Raw genomic sequence first — 12,857 nt, 5'->3', positions numbered from 1 at the left:
CGCTGCAGATATCTGATTTATATTTCTTAACTTTAAAATAAAAGAAGATATGAAAGTAACTGCAAAAAACAACGGAAGATCTTTCCAGACAGAATTATCCAACAACACGAATTCCTTTACTGCTGATTTACCAAAAGCAGATGGTGGTGACAGCATGGGATTTAATCCGAAAGAACTGTTATGTGCCTCATTGGCAACCTGTACTGCTATGTTTTTAAAAGATTTTGCTTCAAAACATACTATTCATACAGATGGTATTGAAGTTGAAGTATCATTAGAGACCAATGAAGATGAGTCCGAGACAAAGCTGACTCGTGTTATTGATCTAAAGGGAAACCTCTCAGATGCTGAAAAACAAAAAATGGTCAATGCTGCAAAGCATTGTCATCTTCATAATATATTATCGGGAACTATTTCCATAACATCTGTTTTAAAATAAAAAAGGGAGCTAAGCTCCCTTTTTTATCTATTCCATAATAATAGTCTGCTGTAATGCTTTATTCACTGGACATTTTCCAGCAATTATATACAACTTTAGTTTTTGATCTTCTGTAAGGTCTCCTTTTAAAATAATATCCTTTTTAAAACGGGTAATTCCTGGCTCTGTTTTATAATCAACTTCCACACTTACCTCAACCTCATCTAAAGGCCATTTTTTTCTGTCAGCATACATTCTTACGGTAATCGTGATACAGGAAGCTAATGAGGCCGCTAAAAATTCATTGGGATTAGGTCCAAGATCCGTACCACCTAAATCTGCAGGCTCATCTGCCAAAAAAGTATGTGAAGTACCTGTTATTACAGTTTTATAGTTTTGTATTCCTGTTTTTGCGTTTACTTTTGCCATAGTCTATTTTTCGTTTTCTTTTTTAAAGGGATTCGGAGGCAAGGGAACAAATTCTGTTTCTCCCGGAACTTTCTCAAAATTTCCTTCCTGCCAGTCTTTTTTTGCCTGTTCAATGACTTCCCGATCAGAAGATACAAAATTCCAGTAAATAAATCGTTCTTCATCAAAAGGATCTCCACCAAAAATATATACAGTAGTATTAGCTTCCATTTCAAACTCGCATAAATGAGCTTCTTTGGTGATCAATATATGCTTCGCCTCATAAGTATGGCCCTGATTAGAAACTGAACCTTCCAGAATGTATAGTCCGCTTTCGCCGAACAATTGGTTTACCAATGAAATCTTTTGTTTTGTTTTTGACTTTATCTCTAAAAGATACAATTTACTATAAACAGGTACCGGAGATTTTTTACCAAAAAGTTCCCCTGCAATTAATTTATATTCCAGATCACCCTCTGACCATTTTGGAATGTGATCGGCTTCAATATGCGTAAATGACGGTGTTGTTTGTTCCAACTGTTTCGGCAATGCTACCCATATTTGTAAACCATGCAAAAATTTATCTGTGGTACGTAAATAATCCGGTGTCCTCTCAGAATGTACGACTCCTTTGCCGGCTGTCATCCAGTTAACAGCTCCCGGCTGAATTTCTATTTCGTTGCCAAGGCTGTCTCTGTGCATAATGGCTCCTTCAAACAAATAAGTAAGGGTAGACAATCCAATGTGCGGATGCGGAGGAACATCTAAATTCTGGTAATCTTTTAAAGCAGCAGGCCCCATATGGTCAATAAACACAAAAGGCCCTATATTTCTCTTTTGACGAAAAGGCAATAGTCTTCCCACCAAAAAGTTTCCGATATCAGCGGCTTTTTCTTCTAAAATAAAATCAATAGTAGACATGAATGGCTATTTTTTAGTATTGCATAAAGATACAAATTTTAATTTCTGGCAGTTATTAATGTAGATTAACAATGGAAAAACAAATGAATAAGCAGGGTATTAAAAATAAAAAAGTAATTTTGCATAAAATTTACCCAAATGATTAAAATAGGCAAAATAGAATTACCGGAACATCCACTCTTACTGGCACCTATGGAAGATGTGAGCGATCCGCCTTTTAGAAGATTATGTAAGATGCACGGGGCAGATTTAATGTATTCTGAATTTATTTCTTCGGAAGGATTGATTCGGGATGCCATAAAAAGCCGGATGAAACTTGACATTTTTGATTATGAGCGTCCAGTAGGAATACAAATATTCGGAGGCGATGAAGAAGCAATGGCTCTTTCTGCAAAAATTGTTGAAACCGTTCAACCGGATTTGGTAGATATTAATTTCGGATGCCCGGTCAAAAAAGTAGTTTCTAAAGGAGCCGGAGCCGGAGTATTAAAAGACATTGATCTTATGGTAAGGCTGACTAAAGCAGTCATTAAAAGCACTCACTTACCAGTAACCGTAAAAACAAGATTGGGCTGGGACGAAGATTCTATTAATATTGATGAAGTAGCAGAACGTCTTCAGGATATTGGAATTCAAGCTTTAACGGTTCATGCGAGAACAAGAGCTCAGATGTATAAAGGTCATTCAGACTGGACCCATATTGAACGTATCAAAAACAATCCGCGGATCAAAATTCCTATTTTTGGAAACGGCGATATCGATTCTCCACAGAAAGCATTGGAGTATAAAGAGCGGTTTGGTTTAGATGGTATTATGATCGGAAGATCAGCTATCGGATATCCATGGATTTTTAATGAGATCAAGCATTACATGAAAACCGGAGAAATATTAGCTCCTCCTACTATGGAAGATCGTTTAGAGGCCGCTAAAAATCATCTGATATGGTCTATGGAATGGAAAGGCGAACGTCTTGGTATTGTAGAAATGAGAAGACATTACACCAACTATTTCAAAGGCATACACGGTTTTAAAGCGCATCGCCAGCGACTGGTTACGGAAGATGATCCTCAGTTATTATTACAAATATTTGATGAAATTCAGGAATTTTATAAAGACTATGTAATGGAATAAAAAAAGCCACTCAATGAGTGGCTTTTTTTATTCCGTTCTTTCATCAATGATCCGAATAGGATTTGGAGCATACGGATTTTTAAAACCGTTATCTGCAATTGCCTTATTAATATTTTCCTGCAACTCAGTATGAGCTCCCGTAAAATTTTCTTTTACAGTCCAGGCTCTAACGGTAAGATTAATTCCAGTAGTCGCCAGTTCCTTCACAAAAATTTCTGGTTTTGGATCTTTTAAAATTCGGGAATCTTCCAATAATGTTTTTTCAATAACAGATTTAATTTCTTTTATATTATCATCATAACTTACTCCAATAGTGTACTCAAAACGCCGTTTTGTAATTTTTGAAAAATTCCGTATTACAGAATTTGCCAAAGCGCCATTAGGGCTAAAAACAGCTATTCCGTTTGAATTTCTCAAAGAAGTATACAATAAATCGATGCGCTCAACAGTCCCTTCTGTACCAGCACTGTTTTCTATATAATCACCTACCTCAAACGGACGAAACAACAGGATAAGAACTCCCCCTGCAAAATTTGAAAGTGATCCCTGTAATGCGAGACCTGCCGCCAGAACTAAACCGGACAAAGCTCCTAAAATAGCAGTAGTCTGAAACCCAAGTGCCTGTACCACAGACAAGATCAGCATTGCATATAAAATAAACTTAATAATAGATAATAAGAATCCACGAAGTGACAAATCTACATTTCTGGCTTCAAATCGCTTTTTTATAAGCTTTAAAGCAGTTCGGATCAAAAACAATCCTACTACTAAAAGAACAACTGCTTTTATCAGCTCAGGAATAATATCTACTAATTTCTGAACCAAACCTGTAATAAGTAATTCTATACGGTCAATTCCTGCATCTAAATTCGATGTTTCCATATCTTTTTTTTAACAAAAATAAAAAAAGAGAAGTAATTAAACTTCTCTTTTCTCTATTATATTTGATGCAATTATATACTTAACTTTTTTGCAATTGCTTTTGGTATCGCATTTTTATGAACCATAATATCTGTTGCCTTATATTTCATAAACTCTTTGCTCATATACATATACCCTTTATAATCATTGGTAAGACCCCATGAATTTTTTACGATATAATATTCTTTTCCATTCTGATCTTTAGCAATACCCACGATGTGCATTCCGTGATCATCAGTTGTTTCATAATTATCAAATGCTTTCTGACGCATATCTTCCGTTACTTTCAATTCCGGCTTCGGACCATTGAACATAGTCGCTTTTTCATCAGCTGTCATGCTTGCAAAATCTTTTTCAGGTACATAAGCAACTCCGTTTTTCCAGCTGAATCCTTTTTCAGAAACGTCTCCACCCCATGCAACAGTATATCCGTTTTTCAAAGCATTATCTACTACCTCTACCAATTCATCCATTTTCACGTTCCAAACCTGATCAAATGCCCAGTTGTCCGGCACTAATAACGTGAATTTTGTATAATAAGGATATTGTTTAAAAGAAGAAAGTTCTACATAGTCATCAGCATTAATTCCCACTACTTTTTCAGCAAAAGTTTTTGGAGTATATTTTTTTCCCTCATACGTAAACTCAGCAGGATAATCTCCTAAATACGCATCAATAATAGCTGTATATGCTTTTTCCCAATTTGGCGTCAATGAACCATTAGGGTTTTTCACGATAGCTGCCAATGTAGCTTCTAAAATAGCAGACATTTCGCCCATTTTATTACGGGTAGTTCCATAGTTCAATCCGTTGTAAACAGATTGTGGCACTGTACCGTATTGTTTGTACATATTCATTACATCATGGAATGCACCACCTTCGCCTAAAGTAACAGCTCCATGCATGCGCACATACATTTTTCCTTTTTCTACATAGGCATTACGCGCCGTAAATATCTGTGATAATTCGATTGGTTTTTTTCCCATACGGATCATTTCTGACTCGATAAATGAGTTTCCGGAATAACTCCAGCATGTTCCTGAAGATCCCTGATCTTTGATAGAAGTATTTTCAACATTGATTACTTCGGTAAAAGTAAAATGATCTTTACTGTTTGCACTTTGGTTATTTTTTAATGAGTTTACTAAGTCATCCTGAGCAAACACATTTCCTGAAGCTCCTAAAGCAATAATTGCAGCCGCAAGAATCGGTTTTAATTTTAATTTAAACATTCTCTATTGTGATTAATTTTCTAAATTGGACGCATAAAGGTATCAATTGTTACACGAAATATGAATTTTTCAAGCAAAAAAAAAGGGAAGCAAATTTGCCTCCCGTTTTTTTTATAACGTTTCTTTTAACCATCTGAAAAATTCTCCCTGCCAAACTTTTGCATTCTGCGGTTTGGTTACCCAGTGATTTTCATCAGGAAAGTAAACAAATCTGCTTTTTATTCCCAAAAGCTGAGCTGCCTGAAAAGCTTCCTGTCCCTGTCCGATCGGTACTCTATAATCTATTCCTCCATGAAAAATAAGAATAGGCGTATTCCAGTTTGCTACTTTATTTTTAGGGTTGAATTCTGCATACGTCTTTCTTGCTACAGCATTGTCTTTCTCCCAATACGGACCTCCTGAATCCCAGTTTGTAAAAAACACTTCCTCTGTAGTTCCATACATAGACTCTAAATCAAAAACGCCACAATGTGCTATAAAAGATTTGAATCTGTTTTGATGTATTCCGGCAAGATAATAGATAGAATATCCTCCGTAACTTGCTCCGATAGCTCCTAATCTTTTGCTGTCAACATAAGGTTCTTTTGAAACCTCATCTATTGCGGTAAGGTAATCCTGCATAGGTTGCCCTCCCCAATCCTTAGAAATAGCTTCATTCCATTCAACACCAAAACCAGGCATACCCCGACGGTTTGGCGCTACAATGATATATCCTTCAGCGGCTATCAATTGAAAATTCCAACGGAAGGAATAAAATTGAGTTAATGCAGACTGAGGTCCTCCCTGACAGTATAACAAGGTTGGATATTTCTTGTTTGGATCAAAATTTGGAGGTAGTATTACCCATACCAACATTTTTTTTCCATCGGTGGTAGTAACGTATCTTTTCTGAAATTTTGATTTTCCTATTTTGGCATACAAAGCATCATTCACATGGGTGATTTGCAGCCATTTTTTTGATTTTAAATCATACGAAAATACTTCAGTTGCTGTATTGAAATCGGTACGGGTAAGAATTACTCTATTATCAACAAAACCGACAATTCCGGTTACATCAAAGTCTCCTTTAGTAAGCTGTTTTACGTTTACCGCTATTTTTGTAACCCCCGGAAAGTTGACTTCAAACAATTGTACTGTACCATCAACCGGTGCTGTAAAATAGATCTTTTTACCATCTTTACTCCACACATAACTGTCAACAGTACCATCCCATGCTGCTGTCAGATTTATATCCATTCCTCTGTGACGAACGATTATATCATTTTTGTCTGCCTCATATCCATCATGTTTCATCTGCAACCACGTAAGATCTCCATTTGGAGAAAAAGAAGGATGTGTATCATATCCAGGATTAGATTCTGTCAGGTTTTTAGTCTGTTTGGTATCTATATCGTATTCATATAAATCAGTGTTTGTACTCAGAGCATAAGCTGTTCCAAATTTTTTCTTGGATACATAAATAACTTTTTTGCCATCAGGAGACCAGATGTAATCTTCATCTCCTCCAAAAGGTTTCTGAGGAGAATGATACGGCTCATCTTTGAGTAAATCAATTTTCTCCTGTGTTTTTTTATTGGTCAAAATAACGTGATTAAATGTCCCGTTATTCCAGGTATCCCAATGTCTGTAATCAAGTTCATCATAAATGTAAACATCTGATTTTTCGACTCCTTCATAGTAGTCTTTTCCAAGAACCTTTGTTATTTTGACCTCTTCATGCGATAAAACATATTCATTTCCAGGTCCTGTATTTTTATCTGCTACCAAGCCATCTGCATTTTCAAGATTTTTTACTCTTTTACCATCGATGCTTACACTATAATAGGCAGTGTTGATTTTATTTTCACCTACATCAGGCGTACCCACTTTATAATAAAGGTATTTACCGTCTTCAGATAAACCTATTGGAGATACTCTCCCCAATTGCCATAACAATTCTTTCGTCATAACTTTTTGCTGTGAATGAGCATTTATCCCTAAAATACTTAAGGTTAAAATCAGAATTTTTTTCATTTGTAATTATTTTATCAATCGCTAAAATTAAGCATTTAAAACGAAATATCTAATCTGGCTTATGAAGCAGTATTATTAAATGATAAAAAAAACTTAAAAATTCATTGGTTGTTTATATAAATGAAGGAAAAACGAAAAATAATGAATAATTTTACAAGCGAAACATACAAAAGTAAAAACCTTGATGGAAAATTTCAATTGGGCTGATTTGATAAACCCCGAGTTTTATATCAATTTAGAATTAGCCGGACATAAAATAGGAATTTATGTTGTTCTCTTTATAATATTTGCCGAAACAGGATTATTTGCAGGTTTTTTCTTACCCGGAGACAGTTTGCTTTTTTTAGCAGGCATCTACAGTGTTGATTTAATGAAAGAATTCGTGTATATCGAAAATGATTTTCTTAATGTCAGCGCATTGGCTGGTCTTGTAGCTTTCGCAGGTATATTAGGAAACTGCTTCGGTTACTGGTTTGGTGCCAAAAGCGGTAATTATTTATACAGTAAAGAAGATAGTTTTATTTTTAAGAAAAAATATCTTATTGAGTCCCAAGCTTTTTTCGACAGACATGGAGGAAGAGCCATTATTTTTGCGCGTTTTCTTCCTGTCATAAGAACATTTGCTCCAATTATTGCCGGAATAGTACGAATGGATTTTAAGAGATTTATGCTTTTCAACATTTTAAGTTCATTGTTATGGGCCTATTCCCTAATCTTATCAGGACATTATTTATATAAATATTTATTGGATAAACACGGAGTTGATCTGACGCACTATATAGAATACATCATCATTATACTGGTGGTACTAACAACCACTCCAATTTTAATGAAAGCTTTTAAAAGAAAAAAAGTAGCATAAAAAAAGGGAAACAAATTATTTGTTTCCCTTTTTTGTATCTCATATTTTCAAATATCTTTGCTTTATAAATTCATCACCAAAAATGCTTAGAAAAACAGGCAAATTTATTTTAAAAGTACTTTTATATTTTTTCGGAATTTCGATTTTTTCCGTTTTCTTATTTAAGTTTATTCCCGTACCGTTTACTCCTCTTATGTTCATAAGAACTTTTGAACAAACCGTGAGTGGCGAAAAAATAGTATGGAAACACGACTGGGTATCTATTGACAATATGTCTATAAATATACAAAAAGCAGTTATTGCGAGTGAAGACGGTAAGTTTACTTCTCATAACGGCTTTGATATGAAAGCCATTGAAAAAGCTTATGCACACAACAAAAAAGGCAAAAGAGTAAAGGGAGGAAGTACCATTTCACAACAAACGGCAAAAAATGTCTTTTTATGGCCCGGAAGAAGCTATATCCGAAAAGGCTTTGAAGCTTACTTTACAGTTTTGATTGAAGTGATCTGGGGCAAAGAGCGTATCATGGAGGTTTATCTGAATTCGATTGAAATGGGCAATGGTATTTATGGTATTGAAGCTGCCTCTCAACATTGGTTCAACAAATCTGCTAAAAATCTTACGAAACAGGAAGCTGCTGCTATTGCGGCAATTTTGCCAAATCCGAGAAAATATAAAGCAACTAATTCATCTGGCTATATCAACAGAAGAAAGAGTATTATAAATAGGCAGATGAATCTTTATCCTAATCCGGATTATTAATCTGAAATAATAATTTTTTATTAAAATCTGTAAAAAACATTTTATATTTCTTAACTTTAATGTATAATTTAAAAACAAAAAACTATGAAAAAGGTATTTTTAAGTCTTTCCATTATTGGATTATTAGGTGTTGTATCTTGTAAGAAAGAAACTACCGTTACAACAGAGACGGATGGTAAAGATACTTTAGTTGTTATTGATGAAGAGACTAAAGTAGATCCGGCAGTACAGGCTGAGATTGATAATGCAGAAGCAAAATTAAGACAAGCAGAAAAAGACTTAGCTGATGCAAAAGCTAAAGGAGATAAAAAAGCTCAGGAAGCTGCTCAAAAAGCAGTTGATGAGTCTAAAACGGCATGGGAGAAATTAAAAACAGGAACAACTGAAGTTTATAATGATGCCAAAGATGGAGTAGAGCATGCTGCTGATAAGACAAAAGAAGGTCTGAATAAAGCAGGAGAAAAAATTGACGAAGCTGCTAAAAAGGCTAAAGAGGATGTAAAAGACTTCTCCAACAAAGTAGATGAAAAAGCGAAAGAAGCTAAGAAAGACATCAAAGATGAATATAACAAAACGTTAGAAAAAGCAAAAACTAATTAAAGGAAAAAAAGCGAGGTTTAACCCTCGCTTTTTTTATTGTCTGTATCTTTCTATTTTAATTTTCTGACTCCCATATTATATAATGTAAAAGCCTGAATATCTACATTTTCCTGAATGGTCTGAGCAACAGATTTACCTGCTCCATGACCGGCATTCACGTCTATTCTGATTAACATTGGATTCTGACCTTTGTTTTTAGCCTGCAATTCCGCTGCAAATTTAAAACTATGAGCAGGTACTACCCTATCATCATGATCTCCGGTTGTAATCATCGTAGCAGGGTAAGAAACCCCCTCTTTTACATTGTGAACCGGTGAATATTTTTTAAGGTAAGAAAACATCTCTTTACTGTCATCTGCTGTTCCATAATCATATGCCCACCCTGCTCCGGCAGTAAAGGTATGATAACGCAGCATGTCTAATACACCTACTGCTGGTAAAGCTACTTTCATAAGATCAGGACGCTGTGTCATAGTAGCTCCTACCAATAATCCTCCGTTGGATCCTCCTCGTATTGCTAAATATTCAGATGAAGTATATTTTTCTTTGATAAGGTATTCAGCTGCGGCAATAAAATCATCAAATACATTTTGTTTCTGCATTTTCGTTCCTGCATCATGCCATTTTTTTCCGTATTCACCTCCACCCCGTAAATTAGGAACAGCATAAATACCTCCGTTTTCCATCCATATTGCATTAGCTACGCTAAATGACGGAGTAAGACTTACATTAAAACCTCCATAAGCATATAGCATCGTAGGATTTTTACCGTTCAATTCTATTCCTTTTTTATAGGTAATAATCATAGGGACTTTTGTACCGTCTTTAGAGGTATAAAATACCTGTTTGGATTCATATTTTGAAGAATCAAAATCTACCTTAGGTTTCTGATATTCTTTTGAAGCTCCATTGGCTACATCAAATGAATAAATGGTTCCAGGAGTCGTATAATTTGTAAAAGAGTAGTAAATCGTTTTTGCCTCTTTCTTATCTCCAAATCCTGTCGCTGTACCTAAGCCCGGTAATGAGATTTCTCTTACTAATTTTCCTGTATAATCAAATTGTTTTACCTGTGAAACGGCATCTTTCATATAGTTTGCAAAGAAATAGCCTCCTGCAGTACTCGGATTCAGTACATTTTCTGTTTCTGCAATAAAATCAACCCAGTTTTCCGGTTTTGGATTAGCTGCAGATACGCTGACAATACGTTTGTTCGGTGCATTTAGATTCGTAACAATGTATAACTTTTCATCCTGACTGTCGATCACATAGCTATCTGTATCGAAGTTATTCAGAACTGTAACAATAGGACTGTTTTCCTTTGTAAGATCTTTCATATACAATTCATTACCTGAGGTAGAATTAGCCGCAGTAATGATCAGATATTTATTATCCTCAGTTACCGATCCGCCAACATATCGGCGCTTTTGTTCGGCTCCAAAGATGACTCTATCTTCTTTTTGAGAAGTACCCAGTTTATGATAATATAATTTATGTTGGTCGGTTTTTGCAGACAATTCACTTCCTGTCGGTTTATCGTAACTTGAATAATAAAACCCATCATTTTTAAACCAGGACATTCCACTGAATTTTACATCTACAAGTGTTTCACCTACTACTTTTTTATCTTTTGTCTGTAATACAATCACTTTACGCCAGTCACTTCCCCCTTCGGATATTGCATAGGCGACAAGACTACCATCATCAGAGAAAGAAATATCGGCTAATGAAGTGGTGCCGTCTTTTGAAAAAGTATTCGGATCCAGAAAAACTTCCTCTTTACCAGAGCTATCCTTTCTATAAAGAACAGACTGATTCTGTAATCCGTCATTCTTATAGTAATAGGTATAATCTCCTTCTGTAAAAGGAGCACTGATACGCTCGTAATTCCAGATTTTTTCCATACGCGTTTTTAAAGCCTCTCTGAAAGGAATTTTGTCTAAATATCCAAATGTCAGTTCATTCTGCGCTTTTACCCAGGCCGCAGTTTCTTCAGACCTATCGTCTTCTAACCATCGGTAAGGATCAGATACTTTCTCTCCAAAGTAAGTAGTAGAAACCGTATCTTTTCTTGTTTCAGGATATTTTAATTCCATTGTGTCAACTGTTTCTTTTTTATTACATGATGACAGTATCAACATGGTGATCAGGATTCCTCCAACACTTTTTTTCATATAATAGTCGTTTAGTTAATGAGCAAATATAAGAAAGGTTGCCCTTTCAGGCAACCTTTTAAATCTTTCGCAATGTAAAACTCTTATTTGTATGTAATTGTATATACCTGAGATTCTGTTCCGTCTGCTTCACTACTTTCAGTAAAGTTCCATTTTGTCGGATACTCATTTACAAACCCTTCATAAGTACTCACTGTATTTACTTCTCCATCTGCATCGGTATATTTAGAAGATAACACGGCATTACTCAACTGGGCAATAAATCCGTTATCATCAACCAGATGAATGGTCCATCTGTTCGATTTTATACCGCTAAAAATTCCTTTATAACTGGAGTAGCTTAGTTGTGTTACATCCCCTTCAGAACCGGTTACTTTGGTAATATTACCTCTTGCATCATTCGTAAAACTGATGGTATCTCCATCATATACTTCTGATGTTACATAACCATTGGCGTCTAAATTATACACGATAGAAGAGTTATCCTGACTTTGTAAACGAACTTTAGAAGTACCTTCATAGATTACGGTATAAACCAAAGTAAAATTGCTGCTCCCGTTTACATAATCAGTCGATAAAATTTGTGTTACTTTATTGTCTGTATAGTTAAATACTACTTCCGTTTTATTACTTCCTAAGTTATACGTATACTTTTTCAGATTATTCTGGTTATCGTATTCAAACGCATACGTTTCTGTACTTGCCGTAGTAGTAATTTTTGTAGGCAGTTTTATAACTTCTCTGCTTCCTGAATCGTCATCATTTCCGCAAGAAACAAAAGCAAGCCCGCCTGCTACTACACATAAAAACATTTTGATTTTTTTCATTTTCTTTTTCTTTAATTTTTTATTTATGATCCTGATCATTCCAACAAAAATCCCACTTTATTTCTAATTTGAAAAAAGTTTTTATCCCTGTGGAGTTACAATCTTAAATTTTCTAACGAAAGTTGTGATGACATTATTGTTGTTTAACACTGTAAATTTTACATTGTAAACAGCATCCGAAAGAGGCTGACCATTTGTCCCTTTCAAAGGAATTAGTGAACTGAAGCTTTCTGTAAATTCATTTATCAACACATCAAATCCAAATTCTTTTTTGACAGTAAAATAAGACGATACATCTTCATCTGTATAAATCTCAACATTATATTGATAAATACCCACTCTATCCTTCAGATAGTATTTTACATATACCATATCACCGGGTTTGTAGATTTGCATTTCTGTAGGGCTATTGACTTCGATTTTAGTTTTTTCAGCACTATCATCATCACTACATGAACTAAAGAAAGTTACAGATGAGATCAAGATAAATAAGTATATCCAATTTTTCATATTCATTGATTTTAAAAACCAAAGATATAAACTAATTTATAAAAAAAACATTTTTAACAAAAAAGACAGCCGAAGCT

Annotated in this window: 13 protein-coding genes; 5 read left to right on the top strand and 8 right to left on the bottom strand. The window is 34.9% G+C overall.

Going from position 1 to position 12,857, the window contains the following annotated elements:
- The first annotated feature begins 49 nt into the window (after positions 1-49).
- A complete protein-coding gene (locus QW060_RS01235; RefSeq protein WP_290361904.1) occupies positions 50-439 on the top strand; it encodes an OsmC family protein in 390 nt (129 codons plus the stop codon).
- Between the two features lie 27 nt (positions 440-466).
- Here QW060_RS01235 and QW060_RS01230 read toward each other — a convergent pair whose 3' ends face one another.
- Both QW060_RS01230 and QW060_RS01225 read right to left on the bottom strand, forming a co-directional pair.
- The gene (locus tag QW060_RS01230) at positions 467-847 is read right to left on the bottom strand and encodes an OsmC family protein (protein ID WP_290361903.1); all 381 of its coding nucleotides are present in this window, start codon (positions 845-847) and stop codon (positions 467-469) included.
- 3 nt (positions 848-850) lie between these two features.
- Positions 851-1,747: a pirin family protein gene (locus tag QW060_RS01225; RefSeq protein ID WP_290361902.1), complete on the bottom strand. Its 897-nt coding sequence runs from the start codon at positions 1,745-1,747 to the stop codon at positions 851-853.
- Positions 1,748-1,885: 138 nt separating this feature from the next.
- Here QW060_RS01225 and dusB point away from each other — a divergent pair, with 138 nt between their 5' ends.
- Positions 1,886-2,878, top strand: a complete 993-nt coding sequence (gene dusB / locus QW060_RS01220; protein ID WP_290361901.1) for a tRNA dihydrouridine synthase DusB — start codon at positions 1,886-1,888, stop codon at positions 2,876-2,878.
- A gap of 27 nt (positions 2,879-2,905) precedes the next feature.
- Here the strand turns inward: dusB and QW060_RS01215 are convergent, their stop codons facing one another.
- The 3 genes from QW060_RS01215 to QW060_RS01205 all read right to left on the bottom strand — a co-directional run bounded on the left by QW060_RS01215 (position 2,906) and on the right by QW060_RS01205 (position 7,044).
- Positions 2,906-3,760, bottom strand: coding sequence for a mechanosensitive ion channel family protein (locus QW060_RS01215; protein WP_290361900.1), 855 nt, complete (start codon positions 3,758-3,760; stop codon positions 2,906-2,908).
- 71 nt (positions 3,761-3,831) lie between these two features.
- Complete coding sequence (locus QW060_RS01210; RefSeq protein ID WP_290361899.1) at positions 3,832-5,031, bottom strand: C1 family peptidase; 1,200 nt, start codon at positions 5,029-5,031, stop codon at positions 3,832-3,834.
- Positions 5,032-5,142: 111 nt separating this feature from the next.
- Positions 5,143-7,044, bottom strand: a complete 1,902-nt coding sequence (locus QW060_RS01205) for a S9 family peptidase (RefSeq protein WP_290361898.1) — start codon at positions 7,042-7,044, stop codon at positions 5,143-5,145.
- Positions 7,045-7,228: 184 nt separating this feature from the next.
- Between QW060_RS01205 and QW060_RS01200 the strand changes: the two genes are divergently transcribed.
- The 3 genes from QW060_RS01200 (at position 7,229) to QW060_RS01190 (ending at position 9,269) form a co-directional block, all read left to right on the top strand.
- Complete coding sequence (locus QW060_RS01200) at positions 7,229-7,906, top strand: DedA family protein (protein ID WP_290361897.1); 678 nt, start codon at positions 7,229-7,231, stop codon at positions 7,904-7,906.
- Between the two features lie 82 nt (positions 7,907-7,988).
- Positions 7,989-8,669: a monofunctional biosynthetic peptidoglycan transglycosylase gene (gene mtgA / locus QW060_RS01195; protein WP_290361896.1), complete on the top strand. Its 681-nt coding sequence runs from the start codon at positions 7,989-7,991 to the stop codon at positions 8,667-8,669.
- A gap of 84 nt (positions 8,670-8,753) precedes the next feature.
- On the top strand, positions 8,754-9,269 hold the full coding sequence (locus tag QW060_RS01190; protein ID WP_290361895.1) for a hypothetical protein: 516 nt from the start codon (positions 8,754-8,756) through the stop codon (positions 9,267-9,269).
- Between the two features lie 50 nt (positions 9,270-9,319).
- Here QW060_RS01190 and QW060_RS01185 read toward each other — a convergent pair whose 3' ends face one another.
- From QW060_RS01185 to QW060_RS01175, 3 genes are all read right to left on the bottom strand, one after another.
- On the bottom strand, positions 9,320-11,410 hold the full coding sequence (locus QW060_RS01185; protein ID WP_397386084.1) for a prolyl oligopeptidase family protein: 2,091 nt from the start codon (positions 11,408-11,410) through the stop codon (positions 9,320-9,322).
- A gap of 116 nt (positions 11,411-11,526) precedes the next feature.
- Complete coding sequence (locus QW060_RS01180; RefSeq protein WP_290361893.1) at positions 11,527-12,270, bottom strand: hypothetical protein; 744 nt, start codon at positions 12,268-12,270, stop codon at positions 11,527-11,529.
- Positions 12,271-12,351: 81 nt separating this feature from the next.
- Positions 12,352-12,780: a hypothetical protein gene (locus QW060_RS01175; RefSeq protein WP_290361892.1), complete on the bottom strand. Its 429-nt coding sequence runs from the start codon at positions 12,778-12,780 to the stop codon at positions 12,352-12,354.
- Positions 12,781-12,857 lie beyond the last annotated feature (77 nt).

This window comes from Paenimyroides ceti, from assembly GCF_030409925.1.
The sequence above is the reverse complement of the archived record's forward strand: the minus strand, read 5'-3'. Positions and strand labels throughout refer to the sequence as shown.